11 protein-coding genes and 1 pseudogene are annotated in these 14,994 nt (G+C 54.1%); 7 read left to right on the top strand and 5 right to left on the bottom strand.

The genetic code is table 11. The features are described 5' to 3' along the window. The first annotated feature begins 103 nt into the window (after positions 1-103). Positions 104-1,084 carry a DUF6928 family protein gene (locus CFELI_RS03455; RefSeq protein ID WP_277103965.1) on the top strand — a complete coding sequence of 327 codons (981 nt, stop codon included), beginning with the start codon at positions 104-106 and terminating at the stop codon, positions 1,082-1,084. Between the two features lie 69 nt (positions 1,085-1,153). On the opposite strand, the pseudogene CFELI_RS03450 reads toward CFELI_RS03455, so the two are convergent. The 3 genes and pseudogenes from CFELI_RS03450 to CFELI_RS03440 all read right to left on the bottom strand — a co-directional run bounded on the left by CFELI_RS03450 (position 1,154) and on the right by CFELI_RS03440 (position 5,633). Next, positions 1,154-2,004, bottom strand: a pseudogene (locus CFELI_RS03450) (TrmH family RNA methyltransferase). Between the two features lie 913 nt (positions 2,005-2,917). After that, positions 2,918-4,384, bottom strand: a complete 1,467-nt coding sequence (locus CFELI_RS03445) for an NCS2 family permease (protein WP_277103966.1) — start codon at positions 4,382-4,384, stop codon at positions 2,918-2,920. A 484-nt stretch (positions 4,385-4,868) separates the two neighbouring features. Continuing rightward, positions 4,869-5,633, bottom strand: coding sequence for a DUF3027 domain-containing protein (locus CFELI_RS03440; protein ID WP_374724718.1), 765 nt, complete (start codon positions 5,631-5,633; stop codon positions 4,869-4,871). A 69-nt stretch (positions 5,634-5,702) separates the two neighbouring features. Between CFELI_RS03440 and CFELI_RS03435 the strand changes: the two genes are divergently transcribed. Further along, positions 5,703-6,587, top strand: coding sequence for a glutaminyl-peptide cyclotransferase (locus CFELI_RS03435; RefSeq protein WP_277103968.1), 885 nt, complete (start codon positions 5,703-5,705; stop codon positions 6,585-6,587). 123 nt (positions 6,588-6,710) lie between these two features. Continuing rightward, complete coding sequence (locus CFELI_RS03430; protein ID WP_277103969.1) at positions 6,711-7,247, top strand: DUF2771 domain-containing protein; 537 nt, start codon at positions 6,711-6,713, stop codon at positions 7,245-7,247. Between the two features lie 223 nt (positions 7,248-7,470). Here the strand turns inward: CFELI_RS03430 and CFELI_RS03425 are convergent, their stop codons facing one another. Beyond that, a complete protein-coding gene (locus CFELI_RS03425) occupies positions 7,471-7,872 on the bottom strand; it encodes a cold-shock protein (protein WP_277103970.1) in 402 nt (133 codons plus the stop codon). Positions 7,873-8,988: 1,116 nt separating this feature from the next. Here CFELI_RS03425 and CFELI_RS03420 point away from each other — a divergent pair. From CFELI_RS03420 to CFELI_RS03410, 3 genes are all read left to right on the top strand, one after another. Next, on the top strand, positions 8,989-9,615 hold the full coding sequence (locus tag CFELI_RS03420) for a resuscitation-promoting factor Rpf1 domain-containing protein (protein WP_277103971.1): 627 nt from the start codon (positions 8,989-8,991) through the stop codon (positions 9,613-9,615). A gap of 663 nt (positions 9,616-10,278) precedes the next feature. Beyond that, on the top strand, positions 10,279-10,581 hold the full coding sequence (locus CFELI_RS03415) for a DUF485 domain-containing protein (protein WP_277103972.1): 303 nt from the start codon (positions 10,279-10,281) through the stop codon (positions 10,579-10,581). A gap of 5 nt (positions 10,582-10,586) precedes the next feature. Beyond that, on the top strand, positions 10,587-12,209 hold the full coding sequence (locus tag CFELI_RS03410; protein WP_277103973.1) for a monocarboxylic acid transporter: 1,623 nt from the start codon (positions 10,587-10,589) through the stop codon (positions 12,207-12,209). A gap of 186 nt (positions 12,210-12,395) precedes the next feature. Here the strand turns inward: CFELI_RS03410 and CFELI_RS03405 are convergent, their stop codons facing one another. Then, positions 12,396-12,584, bottom strand: a complete 189-nt coding sequence (locus tag CFELI_RS03405) for a hypothetical protein (RefSeq protein WP_277103974.1) — start codon at positions 12,582-12,584, stop codon at positions 12,396-12,398. Positions 12,585-12,748: 164 nt separating this feature from the next. On the opposite strand from CFELI_RS03405, the gene CFELI_RS03400 reads away from it, so the two are divergent. Next, positions 12,749-14,950: a helicase-associated domain-containing protein gene (locus tag CFELI_RS03400; RefSeq protein ID WP_277103975.1), complete on the top strand. Its 2,202-nt coding sequence runs from the start codon at positions 12,749-12,751 to the stop codon at positions 14,948-14,950. The last annotated feature ends 44 nt before the right edge of the window (positions 14,951-14,994 follow it).

Genomic DNA, 14,994 nt, shown 5'->3' with positions numbered 1-14,994 from the left:
GTGACTGGTGTGCTCGCATTCACCCTGTGTACGCCGGATTGTATGCGTATGGTGAGTGCGGTTTCAGGTTTGTTAAGGATCGTTTGAGGGATGTAGAACGTCGATGGGTTTAAGCAGAAATGACATGGTGTTGACGCTGTGGTTCGTCACAGCTGCACACCCAGAAAAGATCATTGCGATGTCGCCGCGTGCTGACCGCGGTTTCGGCCGCAAGCTGCTGGCCATGCTGAACCCACGGTGGCAGGTCACTCCGATCGGGCAGTTTTCGCTGAATCGTTCTGCGGCGCCGTCTGCTGGCGAGTTTTATATCGCGGCGTTTCCCGGCATTAGTGTGATTCAGATGGTGTTGCCTGATAGCACGTTGCTTTCGACTCTCGACGAGCGTTTTGTGCGGGCGATTCCGGCTGCTGATGTGTACGCTTGCGGCATTAATGAGGAGTCTGGGTTCGGCGGTTTCGCGCACTGGCAGGGTATGGCGCTCAAGCGGGCGTTCGCGGCGAAGCGTGATCGGGTGTATGAGGATATTGGTCTGGTTGAGCCGTTTGAGCGCCCGTTTTGGGCGGGTGATTGTGCTGATTCTGCCCGCGGCATTGCGTTGCCGTTTAATCCTCATGCGATTGCGAAGGCTGCTGAGAGTGCGTGGCTGGGTTTCGATCCTGCTACTAGCCCCGATATTAATGTGGTGGGGTATGCGGTTGATGGTCGCCCGGAGCCGAAGATGCATTCATCTGCGGCGAAGGATGTTGGGAGGATTGCAAGTCAGGCGTCGGCGAAGTTGGGGATTGGGTCGAAGCGGCGCGGCTACGATGACTACGAGGGCTTCGATAGTGAGGCTGACGTGGATGATGATCTTGATGATGTGGTCACGGATTTGTGTTCTGTGACGTCAAAAGGCGTTGCGTTGATTCGCCAGGTGGGTGCGAAAGTTGGGCGTAAGGTTGTGCAGTTTAAGCACGCTGTGGGCCATAAGCTGCGTTATAGTGATCGCCCTGCTCAGGTGGATCGTCGTGATTCGCGCTCACCGCTGCGTTCGACAGGTAGTGAGGGGTTGACGGATATTGAGGATATCGCAGAGGATCTCTAACTTTTTTAAGCGTGTCGACGCCGAAACCTAGCCCCCATTTCCCGGCGCGGTTGTGCAGGTGGTGGAGGTTTAGTTGTGGCTCAGGCTGCGTAGTCGTTCGTAGAATGCGATGGCTGCGGCGGTGGCAAGGTTGAGGCTATCAGTGCCTTCAGCCATGGGGATTTTTGCGCGTTGGTCGGTTGCGCGCATGGCGTGTTCGGTAAGCCCGGGGCCTTCAGCGCCGACGAGGAGCGCAACCTTGTGGTATGGTTTGCCACTGGCGTCGCTGAGTGCGTCGGCAAGGTGGTCGGCTTTGTCGTCGGGGGTCAGTGAGACGATTCTAAAGCCTTCGTCTTTGAGTTGGGTTAGTCCGTGTTGCCAGTTGGTGTATTTGCCTTCAAAGTGGGCAAATGGGGTGCGCAATACATGCCCCATGGAGACGCGCACCACACGGCGGTAGAGGGGGTCGGCACAGCCGTTGCCGAAAAGCACAGCGTCTACGCCCATGCCTGCGGCGTTGCGGAACATCGAGCCGATGTTTTCGTGGTCGCCTACTCCTTCGAGAACGACGACGGTGTTCGCGCCGTCGATAGCTTCAGCGATGGAAAGGTCACCTGCTCGATCCGCGGAGGCAAGTAGGCCACGGTGCATGTCGTAGCCTGCGAGTTGAGCGAGGGTGGGTCGGTCGATGGAGTAGATGGGGATTTCAGCTGTGCGTGCACGGTTGTCGGGGTCGGCGAGGAATTTTTCCAGTTTGTGTGGGAACCCAATGATGGCTCGTAGGGGAAGCGGGATTCGATGAGCCTGCCGATCACGAGGGGACCTTCGGCGATCACGAGCCCTTTGCCACCGGGAAGATCGGGACGATTGTCGGAGTGTTTTAAATCGCGAAAGTCGTCTACGCGGGGGTCTTCCGGATCGGTGATGTGGGTGATATCCATAAGCATCTAGGGTACGGAGGCATCCACGGTTTAAACAAAACTCATCCCCCACCACAACACACACCCAACTCGACCTTTCCCCCACCACCACAGCAGAATCCGGAAGGATCTCATAAAAAGGTCGAGTTTAAGGCGTACTAGACACAGAAGGAAGCCGATATTTGTGCCCACAAACTGTGACTTCCCTTTCCCGCACGATCAGCGATGGTGAGCAGGCGGCGTCGATAAGCACACAGCACCACCTCCCCACAATCGGATAACTCAGCTTCCCCACCACCACACACCCAACTCGACCTTTCCCCCACCACAACACCAGAATCCGCACACCCACCGCAAAAAGGTCGAGAAACCCAAAGCAACACCACCCTGCAATCAGACAACTCGACCTTTCCCCCACCACCACAGCAGAATCCGGAAGGATCTCATAAAAAGGTCGAGTTTAAGGCGCACTAGACACAGAAGAGAGCCGATATTTGTACCCACAAACTGCGACTTCCCTTTTCTCGCACGATCAGCGACGGTGAGCAGGCGGCGTCGATAAGCACACAGCACCACCTCCCCGCAATCGGACAACTCGACCTATCCCCCACCACAACACCAGAATCCGCACACCCACCGCAAAAAGGTCGAGAAACCCAAAGCACCACCACCCTGCAATCAGACAACTCGACCTTTCCCCGCGACAACACCAGAATCCGGAAGGATCTCATAAAAAGGTCGAGTTTAAGGCGCACTAGACACAGAAGAGAGCCGATATTTATGCCCACAAGCTGCGACTTCCCTTTCCCGCATAATCAGCGATGGTGAGCAGGCGGCGTCGATAAGCACACAGCACAAAGGGGTGTGAGCAATGCCCACACCCCAAAAAGCCCTACAACCTGCACCACCAGCGCCGGAAGTAGACAATGAAAACTTAGCCGATCGAGTTCAAAATTGGGTCAGCGGCAAAGAACACCAAGAACAAAGCAGACAGCAGCCACATAATCCAGTGAATGCTCTTCGCCTTACCTGCAGCAGCAGTCATCAGCACGTAAGAAATGAACCCCACACCAATACCATTAGCAATGGAGTAGGTAAACGGCATGATCACAATCGTCAAAAACGCAGGAAGTGCAATCGAGAACTGGGTGAAATCAACATCGCGGATCTGCGAAATCATCAACGCACCCACCACAACCAGCACAGGAGCAGCAGCCTCAATCGGAACAATCGAGTACAGCGGGGTTAAGAACATCGCCAACAGGAACAAAATACCCGTCACCACATTCGCAAGACCCGTACGCGCACCATCCGCAATACCCGCAGCGGAATCAATGTAGACAGTATTCGACGACGACGACGCCAAACCACCCACAACAGCGCCCGCACCCTCAACAACCAGCGCAGCCTTCATGTTCGGCAGATTGCCATCCTTATCAGAAAGATTCGCCTGCTTACCCAAAGCAGTCATCGTGCCCATAGCATCGAAGAAGTTCGCCAACACCAGCGTAAACAGCAACAACGTTGCAGCCAGAGCGCCCACGCGAGTGAAAGCACCGAACAAAGAAATGTCGCCCACAATAGAAAGATCAGGCAGCCCGCCAATCGACTCAGGCAAAGTAGGAACAGCCAAAGACCACCCAGTCGGCACAGGCTTACCATCAACAAACGAAGGACCAGCACCGGTAGCAGCTTCCACAATCATCGCAATAATCGTGGTCGCAACGATGCCAATAAACAGCCCGCCACGCACCTGGCGCACCACAAGCATGCCGCAAATAATCAAACCGACCACGAAAACAAAGGTTGGCCACGAAGCAATAGAACCATTCGTGCCCAAAGACACAGGAACAGTCGTGCCCGCAGCATCCGGGATGCGGCGCACGAAACCGGCATCAACGAGGCCAATCATGGCGATAAACATGCCAATGCCCACACCCATCGCAGCCTTCAGCGAGGTAGGAATAGCATCAAAAACAGCGGTGCGGAAACCCGACACCGCCAACACCACGATGATAATACCGTCTAAAACGACCAAACCCATGGCCTCTTGCCAAGTCAAACCCTCGACAGACACCATGGTGACAGCAACCAACGTATTAATACCCAAGCCGGTAGCAATACCGAATGGGTACCGTGCAACAACACCGAACAAAATAGTCATACACCCGGCAGCCAGCGCGGTAGCCGCAGCAACCTGCGGCACACCAAGGGTCTTGCCGTTCACGTCGGCGATAGTGCCGATAATCAGTGGATTCAGAATGATGATGTACGCCATTGCGAAGAAGGTCACAACGCCGCCGCGAACCTCCGTGCCAATGGTGGAGCCCCGCTCCGTGATGTGGAAGAAACGATCCAAGGCACTAGCCGGCGCCTTCGCCTCCACAGTGGATTCAGCCATGTTCTCTCCAAAAGATGTGGGCAACTTCGAATTTTACAAAGGTAATCAAGCCATGTGGACTCACACTAAACTTTCTCTACCGACTAAAACAATCCCACTTCACCTGCATTTTTAACAAACGGAAACCCCCAAAAGTGGCACATTTAACATTTGATTTGCCACACGAATAGCCCCCTTTTGCCACAAATGCTGGTATAACCTCCATGCTCAGAACCTCACTCGAAACCCCTCTCAAAACCCCGCTCCCCCCCCGAAACGGCTGAGCTTCAAGTTACTTCACGTACGATCACGCCGTGATGATGCCACCTTTCAATTACGCTCCCCGCGATGCATCTTCGCATTCTGTATCCCGTTTCTTTATCCCGTGTTCTCCCCGCATGCCATCCATGACATCACAGTGGCGAACCTCAGGCCCATCCCCTTTGTGGCCCTTGTGTGGCGCTTAGCCCACGGTGATGTGAGGTTCATACCAATGGGGTGGGGGTTAGACCTGATCGATGTCGACTTCCACGATCGACTCATCATCATAGGGTTGCGCCTGCGTCACACCCAGTGGTGTGGTCGGCGGGGTGGCGGAATGCGCACCGCAGCCATAATCGTGGGCAACAACCGTCTCATCAGCTGAATACTCATTCGCACAAGCACCAAACGCTGGCCCCACCGGCTGTGCAAGCGGCAAATAAAACGCGCAGCTTAAGCACTTGAGGGTGGACTTTTGCGCAAACTCAGAATCAGGACCGAACTCGCCGCTTTGCCACCTCGCTAATGCTTGGTCTAAGCCTTTCTTCGACAGCATCAGTGGCTGCTCGGCATTGTGCTTTTCGACGTCGGGCATATGCTCGACTACCTCGGCGGACTCCGACGCGCTGCTGGTCAAACGCTCATCCCCTGGCCGCGGCGGCATCACATCACCGGGGCCCAAATCACCTGGCAAAATCCGCTCGTGATATGGCACCCACTCAGGTGCTTGCAGTGCTTTCCCACCAGGAACGAGCGCAAGTTCTGATACTGTCACCCATGTACTGCCTGAGGCGCAGGCGACAACGGCATTCCACTCCCAGCCGGAGTAGCCAGGAACATCCGCCTCAAAACGATGCGTGGCAACATTCTTCCCAATAGCAGTCACGCCGATGTGACGGCCCACATCGCCTTCGTTCAGATCCTCCAACGCGGCCTTCGCAATGTTTTTCGCGAGCGGGCTTAACAAAGGCGAGGTACTTTTTCGGTTTCGGGTTCTTCTACGTGGCACGCCACCATTATTCCTTATCTTTCTTCCCGACTCTGCATCAGGAATAGTTATTCAGGCATGATAGTGGATATGAACAGCACAAAACTCCCAGCCCCACGTACCTTTCTTGGCAGCAAAATTTTCCCCGCACTTCTTTGTGCCGCAACTGGGCTTGGCATCAGCGCCTGCTCCAGCCCGACGAACACTACACACAGCACACAGGTACCGTCTAGCACACACGAGGTATCCAGTGCAGCCGACAGTGCTATTCCGCGGCTGAAGGTTCATATCGAAAACACCCTTCCCTTCGACGCCACCGCTTTTACCCAGGGGCTTGAGGTTGATGGTGATCGACTCCTAGTCAGCACTGGTTGGAAAGGGGAATCCCGAATCTTCCACCGTAGTCTCGACGGTGTTAACACAGATGAGCACAACCTCGATCCCGAGTTTTTCGGCGAAGGCTCCACACGCTTTAACGACGTCGTTTGGCAGCTGACGTGGCAATCCGGTGTTGCATTCAAACGTGACGCCGAAACACTCGTTGAACTTCAGCGAGTCACCTACCCCGGCGAAGGATGGGGCTTATGTTCCTTCAACGACACCCTCGTCATGAGTGACGGCACCAACGAACTTCGCTTCCTCAACGGCGACACCTTTGAAGAAACCAGTCGCATCGCAGTCACCCGCGCCGGACTACCCGCCACCAGCCTCAACGAACTCGCCTGTACCACCGACAATGGTGTGAACTATGTGTGGGCAAATGTCTTCTTAAGCACCGACATCTACAAAATCAATGCCACCACAGGCGTAGTTGAAGCCATTGTCGATGCCTCCGACGTACCCAACAACGCCACCGATGACCCCAACCATGTTCTCAACGGAATTGCCGCAATTCCTGGCACCGACAAGTTCTACATCACCGGCAAACGCTGGCCAGACCTCTACGAAGTCCGATTCGTGAACGCACAACCTTAAAAAACACACCTTAGTAATCAAGGGGGATGGTATACCGGCTTTACTCAGCATTCTTCCCCAATCGTCCCCATTCTTCCCCCACTGCCACCACGAAAAAGAAACTGAAGGCTAGGATTAGGATCCATGAAGGCGAAAACACGCAAAACTATCATCCAGATTTCAGGTTTAGTAGCAGCAGTAGCAGTCGTCGTTGTTGCATCTGTACTCTTCCAAAACTGGTGGAACAACCGGCCTGGACCAGAACCCCGCGACGTAGCCATCCAGGCAACCATTCAGGATGACACAACCGACGTTTTCCCCTTTAGCATCTGTGAACCCGGAGTGGAATGCGAAGAAGCCGCCCCCACCATTCTCAAACTCGGCGCCGACGAAACCATGAAGCTTGTTCTGCCCAAGCACGTCTACGATCATGATTGGTCACTGCTGAAAATCTATGATGACCCAGCAGCCAACGATGAACACTACTTCGGGGCATACGAGCAACAAACCGTTGACATCAAAGGCAGCGCCGAACCGGTAGAGAAAAACTCCACCACCCGACCCCAACTCGTTGTGGTGGAGGTCAAAGCTGTCATGATTGGCCACGACGCTAACGGTGTGGAAACCCCCTACACCACCACGTGGTCTATTGGCTTTGATTCGCCAGCCACGAACCCTTAACAAGTCTCGCAATCACATCACTCACGTTTCATCGTGTATTCAGTGCACCCCCTGTGTGATCAACGATTGTTCACACAGGGGAATGCGGTGGGAGAAAAACAGCGAATGGTGTTAGAGAAGAACGAGACTTGAAGCACAATCGGCCCCTTCCTTCTGATTCACGATCATCAGAAGAAAGGGGCCGAAGGTATTATGCTGCAAGCAGTTTACTTTTTAAAGTGCACTAGACGTCGAGTTCAGCGGCCACAGCACGCAAGATCTCAGCAATCTTCTTCGCTTCTTTATGGTCCGGATAGTGCCCATTGGTCAACTTCGGCTGGACCTGATTTTCCAGCAAATACATCAGGTCGCCGATCATCGAACCCAGCTCCTCAGGGGAATGCTTACGCTCAGCCTTTGCAGGCTTTAGACCTGCCACCTTTGGTGGATCCACCAAAACGACACGCAAAGCCTGAGGGCCCTTCACTCCTGCGCCGTAATCGAACTCAATGCGCTGGCCGCGGTGGAGCTCAGTTACGCCCTTAGGCAATACAGCATTACCAACGAACACGTCCTCGCCATCCGGGTTGGATACGAAACCGAAACCACGCTCGGAGTTGTACCACTTCACCTTGCCGATAGGCATTGCCCTATCCTTCCTTTCCGCAAACAATCATTGACAGGAACAGACTTCACAGACTGTGAATTAATAAGAATACCCTCATTTAAAACTGGTTCTACACCCTCAATACCCCACTCCACACAAAGAACTACTATGCTCCGCCCAAGTATGGAGAATAAGGACAAGGAAGCTACGAGTACAGCATCAATGATGAATAACCGCTCCCACACCATGAGGCGATCACCGCCAGTGTCACTAGTTCTTACCATCGCCCTAGGCGCAAAGGGTTGTTCATGCTGGAGGTCAGCGTTGAAAAAGTGATTATAACTACTGCCGATACCCCTCATGCAGACGGGGGCAAAACGGGGGGTTTTATAACGATTTAACAACATCTTTGCCCCACTGACGGCAAACTCACAGGAAACCGTTATATGGTTCTCCTATCTGCATAAACGGCGCTATTTTTAGAAAATAAGCACGCTTTCGACGGCGAAAAACGTGACAATTTCGTTACCAATCGGCTAGGGTATCAAATCGTAAGCACTACAGCGGTACACGCTGGTTTTACACAATCGACAAGTTCACAGTGAAACTCCAGTGAAAACTCCACCGCGCAGCGTCCTGGTTCATTGCCACAATTTTGGTGGTCATGCACTCACGATGTGCGGGCAAGGATTGTATGAGGCGCTTCCACCTTCATGCCCCTTGGAATCTTTTAGCTTGGGCCCTCAACCCGCTTTCCTTGCTTCATGGTGTTTATCAAGTATCCCATCATGATCATGATGGGTGGTGCTTTAAAAAATACGTCCATTGAGTGTGCGTGGAACTTCTACACACACTCGTTACATATATCGCCAGCAAGCGTTCCAAGGGGCTAGGCACGATGCCACAAGCACATTGCCATAGCCGCACATCGCGACTATGAGCAAAAATTGTGCAGGCAGCGGTCGTGAACAGGGAACTTCCACGCTCCCGCGCTACGAAAAGCAACGTCGTTGTTTTTCACAGCAATGGGAAAAGGATTTTTCAGTCCATCACCGCACACTTGTAGTACTGAGTCTGCAAGGATCGTTGCCGAAGATTCGACGCCCATGGTCGTTTCTTCTAAAAAGGTGGCCAACGAGAGGATTTTTCTACACTATGGCACGACACGCACGTAAGACTGCATCTACCTTTACCAAGTTTGCAGCAACCACGGTCGCAGTCGGAACCGCCTCCGCTCTGTTTGCACCTACTGCTTCCGCTGCCCCTGATTCCGACTGGGATCGTTTGGCGCAGTGCGAGTCCGGTGGCAACTGGGCAATCAACACTGGCAACGGCTACCACGGTGGCCTCCAGTTCGCTCCTTCTACTTGGCGTGGCTTCGGCGGCGGCGAGTTCGCCCCTTACGCCTACCAGGCAAGCCGTGAGCAGCAGATCGCTGTTGCCGAGCGTGTTCTGGCTCGCCAGGGATGGAATGCATGGCCTGCATGCTCCCGCAAGCTGGGTCTGAACTCCGCACCAACCCCACGCAACGTTGTGGCTGGCGCCCCTGCACCTGTTCAGCAAGCCGTTGAGGCTGCAGTAGCACTGTCTGCTAACGATTCCTCCGGTTCTTCTTCCGCACTGGCCTCCGATGCCGTGTATTCCCTGATTGTTGAGCGCTTGGGCGCTTACGGTCTGAAGGTTCCTTCCGAGGTTGAAGCGTACTACCACGCTCACCGTGAGAACTTCAACGCGTTCTACACCGCTAACCGCGACATGATTGATTCACTGTTCCGCGCTTAAAATCTGCGGCGAAAAATTCACTCGCGCCCTCCCCCCCCCACAATGCTGGGGATCTGGGAAGGGCGCGTTGTGCATTTACCACCCCCATATTGGGGTGGGATGGATTATGTGACCTTTCGCCCCTCAATCACCCCTGGGGCTACAGAAAAGCGTCAAGGGGGCTTGGGCGCTTTCCTAGCCACTACCTGCATTATCAATGCCCTATGTGTCTTGTGCGTGAAGTGTCACATACTAAGAGATCAGACAAATCTTCACAACTTTGTTAATGGCTGTTTGCTAATAATTTTATCACTTTAAGCTGCAAACAGCTGACGTGGCGCAAGATTTAGTGTGTAATAACCCACATCGTTAAAAGAGAGTGATGTGGAACTCCCCGTCTCTGTGTTAGCGCCGTGGATAGAAGTACCTATTCAGCCTTTGAGCATTACACGACACCGCCTCGTGGAGGTGCCAGACCTGGTGGCACCACTTTGACCCTTCACAAGGTTGGAGCCTGTGATGATCAATCCGCGCATAGGTAGCTAAGCTACAGCTTTTTCTCCACGGCACGCATAGGGGATGTGGGCAGTGACACGCACACAACGACCTTGAAGAAAGGCGTGTTTGCATATGTCAACACCTAATCAAGCGAAACATGTTCCGACACCGGAGGAATTCATCGCGATGAGTGAGTCCGCGGAATTTACGCGCTTGCGTAAAACCTTCCGTGGTTTCGCTTTCCCCTGCACCATTGCATTCTTGGCGTGGTACATCTTCTACATTGTCACCGCGACTTTCGCCACCGATTTTGTGCAGACCAAGATCTACGGCGCGATCAACATCGGCATGGTTTTGGGTTTGGCTCAGTTCTTCACCGCTGGTGTGATCACGTGGGTGTATGTTCGCTTCGCCGATAACAAGATTGACCCCGCCACCGAGGCCATTCGTGCCACGATGGAAAACCCTCAGCGTAACCAGGAGGCTTAAACACTATGTCGACTCTGACTTTCGCCCAAGACACGATCGATACCGGTAATCCACTTCTCAATATCGGCGTTTTCGTTTTGTTCATCATCGGTACATTGACCGTGGTGATTCGTGCAACGCGCAAGACCTCCCAAAAAGGCTCCGACTTCTACACCGGTGGTGCTTCTTTCTCCGGTTGGCAAAACGGCCTGGCTATTGCTGGCGACTACCTTTCTGCTGCGGCATTCCTCGGTGTGACAGGCGCTATCGCCCTGTATGGCTACGACGGCTTCCTGTACTCGGTGGGCTTTTTGATCGCGTTGCTGGTGGCTCTAGTTCTGGTTGCTGAGCCTTTACGTAACACAGGCCGCTTCACCATGGCTGATGTGTTGTCCTTCCGTTTGAAGCAAAAGCCCGTGCGTACCGCCGCTGCTATCTCCACCTTGTCTATTTCCTTGTTCTACTTGATTGCGCAGATGGCCGGCGCTGGTGGTTTGGTGGCGCTGCTTCTGGGCATTTCTGGTAAGACTGCTCAGGCTGCTGTGGTTGCTGTTGTGGGTATCTTGATGATTGTCTACGTTCTTTTGGGTGGCATGAAGGGCACCACCTATGTGCAGATGATTAAGGCAGTTCTGTTGGTGTCTGGTTCCTTGGTCATCGCTGGCTTAACCTTCTACTACGTTGGTGGTGGCTTCAACGCCACGTTGGAAGCTGCAGTGGCGAACCACCCTAAGGGTGAGTCTGTGCTCGGGCCTGGTTTGAAGTATGGTGCCTCGAACCTCACCAAGATGGACTTTGTATCCCTCGGTTTGGCACTGGTCTTCGGTACTGCCGGCTTGCCACACGTTCTGATGCGTTTCTACACCGTTCCCACGGCTCGTGAGGCACGTCGTTCCGTCACGTGGACCATTGGCATCGTGGCCTTGTTCTTCCTTTTGACCGTGGTCATGGGTTACGGTGCCGCAGCGCTAGTCGGCCCAGAAACTATCAAGGCAGCCCCAGGTGGCGTGAACTCTGCAGTACTTTTGCTGTCTGCTGAGGTCGGTGGGCCTATCTTCATGGCTGTGATTTCCGCCATTGCTTTCGCAACCATCTTGGCAGTTGTAGCCGGGCTTGCTATTACCGCTTCGGCTTCCGTTGCACACGACCTATACAATTCGGTGTTCCGCAACGGCCAAGCTACTGAGGAGGAGCAGGTTCGTGTCTCCCGTATCACCGTTGTTGTGATCGGTGTGCTCGCTATCGTGCTGGGAATTGGCGCCATGGGCCAGAACATTGCCTTCCTTGTGGCGCTTGCCTTCGGTATTGCCGCATCCGCTAACCTGCCCACCATCATTTACTCGCTGTATTGGAAGAGGTTCAACACCACCGGTGCGTTGTTCTCCATCTATGGTGGTTTGATCACCTCCATCGTGTTAATCGTCTTCTCCCCTGCAGTTTCTGGCGCTGAAACCTCCATGCTGGGTGCAGATATCAACTTTGCCTGGTTCCCGCTGACCAACCCATCGATTATCTCGATCCCAGCAGGCTTCCTGCTTGGCATCATCGGTAGCCTGATTGGTCCTGCAGATGAATTCAAGGCAAAGACTGCCGAGATGGAAGTTCGTTCCCTCACCGGCGTCGGTGTGGAGAAGGCAGTTCAGCACTAAGCTTTGACGTTCCATATATTTGCATAAAGCTCCCCCGCAGTAGTACTGCGGGGGAGCTTTATGCTTCTATCTCTATGCCACACCCAATCACGGCATAGTAAAACGAGAGGGAAGTCTCTTGCCCTTAACCACTATTCAATGGTGTGGACGAAACCGCCCCCTCGTTTCAGGGGATAACCGAATCAGCTACTTGTTGATCCGAGTATATGGGTGAACGTAACCGAGTTCCTCAACTGGGACTGGGAATTCAATGTCACCGTAAGGGCTGTTAGCACCTACGAACTTTGCAGTGAATTCAGTAACGTAGTGGCCACCGCCAGGAACCTCGGCTGGCCAGCCCGGATCGACATAACCTTTTTTCTCCATATTTGCCATGCCCTCTATTCTTCCAAAAACTGCACGCAAAAGCACCTAGAACACCGACTAAACTTATCCAAACCATGACTACACGAACCCAATCTGCCCCAAAGCCCCTAGATTTTGCCACGTGGTTGTCCTCCCTGAGTGACTCGCAGCTTCACACAATCCTGAGTAATCGCATGGATGTATGTCACCCTGCACCCCCGGGGATTTCTTCACTAGCTGCGCGTTTGCAGCTTCGCGCGTCGCTGGGGCGGGCCGTAGTGAAGCTCAGTGCCCGCCATATTGCGGTTGTGGAAGTGCTCGCACGCCTCGGGGGTGAGATAGAACCTGTGGCTAACCCCGACGTGTGCGCTTTACTCGGCGAATTCATGGACAACAGCGACCCCAAAGACATTGCGCGCACCGTGGAAGATGCTTTAGAAGACTTAAGCCAAAACGCTCTCGTATTCCCTTCGGCTGCAGGTTGGCAGATCGCACCTGAGGTAATGCAGGCGTTTCCACCGAGTTTCCAATTACTTCCAGATCCAGAGGTGCCTACTGGTGCGGCTCTCGAGGCGTTGATTGCGGGACTGGAGGATAAGCATCGCAAGATTCTTCTCACCTTGCAGCATTCAGGAGGTGTGGGTACCACGCGGGATGCGGCGATCGATGCAGATCCTACGCGCCCGATTCCGCAATTGATTGCGCAATCTTTGCTTCTTCGGGTGGATTCCACCACGGTGCGTCTTCCTATGGCAGTCCGCAGGGCGTTAACTGGGGATCATGCTGCGGTTCTTCCCTTGACTAATCCTGTGGATTCCTTGAGCAATAAGGAAGCACTGGTGGAAGAAAATGAAACCCAACGTGCTGCTGGTACTGCGCTGGAAGTTGTGCGTTTGGTGCGAAGCTTGGTGGAGTTTGTTGAATCATCGCCACTGCTGTTGCTGAAAGAGGCGACTGTTGGTGTGCGTTCACTGCAGTCGCTGGTGAAAGCGCTGGATTGTGATGAGCTTACTGCGCTGCGGGTGCTGGGTTTAGGTATGGCAATGGGGGTGGTTGCTCGCGGTGTTCCTGATGATGACACGGGTCTCGGAGATCAGGTGCTTGCCAGCACCACGTTGGCGGAAGAGTTTTTGGGAAGCCCTGTGCATGAGCAGTGGGCGTTTATGGTGGAGCGGTGGTGGAATAATGGCACGTTCGCGCCTTGGCTGGTCGGTTCTACAGACGAGGCTGGTAAACCACTGCGCGCGCTGTCGGCTGCCACCGTGGTGGAGAAACTTCCGAAGACGCGTTCCTTGGTGCTCTCAGGTTTTGAAAATGGTGCGTTGAGTTTTGAGCAGTTGCGCAGTGTGTTGGGCTATTGCTATCCACTCCATATGGTGCAGTTGTCGGCGTCGTTGGTGTCGCAGCTGGTGCAGGAGGCTGTGTTTATAGGGCTGGTTGTTCAGCGCGGGGAACTCTTTGTGCCCACTCAGCTTCTGCTTGAACTGTTGTGTGGGCATGACATTCGTCCGTTCACGCTTGCGGCAGCCCCTCATGAGGTGGAGTATGTGATCCCGCAGGGTGATATGACTGTGTTGGCGCCTGGGCCGTTGACGCCGAAGGTTCATTCGCAGCTGCGGGTGATTGCCGATGTTGAGTCGCAAGGTGTGGCGTGTGTGTACCGTATTTCGGAGGCATCGATTCGTCGTGCGTTTGATGCAGGCTGGAGTAAGGCTGATTTTGTTGCGTTTTTCGCAAACCATAGCGTGGGGCAGATTCCGCAGACTGTGGAGTTTTTGGTTGATGATGTTGCTAGGCAGCATGGTCAGGTTCGGGGCGGTATTGCGCTGTGTTATGTCCGTAGTGAGGATCCCGCGTTGCTGTTGGAGGCGTCGCGCTGTGCTGCAGCTGCAGAGATTGGGTTGCGGGTGATTGCGCCGACTGTGGCTGTGTGTCAGGTTCCTTTGGGTAGGGCGTGCGAAGTGTTGCGGGATGCGGGTATTCATGTGGTTGCTGAGAATGATGCGGGGGTGCGCGTTGATGTCCACCCGAAGCCAATCCGTGTGGCAGTTCCGGTGGTGAAGTCTCCTGCACCGCGGGTGTGTGATGATGAGGCACTGGTGCGTGCGATGAGTGCTATCCGGGGTGCGGATGCGGCAGCTTTGGTTGCGAAGACTGGTGTGAAAGCGCAGGTGCAGGCGGGGGCGTCGATAAGCGTGATTAATGCTGCGATTCGGGCGCGTCGCAAGATCACGATTGGGTTTGTGGATCGCCAGGGTGCTGCAACGCAGATTGTGGTGACTCCGATTACGGTGGCGGCGGGCGTGGTGTCGGCGGTGGATGAGACGACGGGGCAGCTGCATCAGTTTCCGTTGCATCGGGTCACACAGGTCGTTGTTGAGGCGGGGGTAGAATAAGGTGTTTGCTGCGCAGATTCGGATGCGCGGCTGAAAGGTGGAGT

Source organism: Corynebacterium felinum (genome assembly GCF_030408755.1).
In the GTDB taxonomy this organism is placed as follows: domain Bacteria; phylum Actinomycetota; class Actinomycetes; order Mycobacteriales; family Mycobacteriaceae; genus Corynebacterium; species Corynebacterium felinum.
The sequence above is the reverse complement of the archived record's forward strand: the minus strand, read 5'-3'. Positions and strand labels throughout refer to the sequence as shown.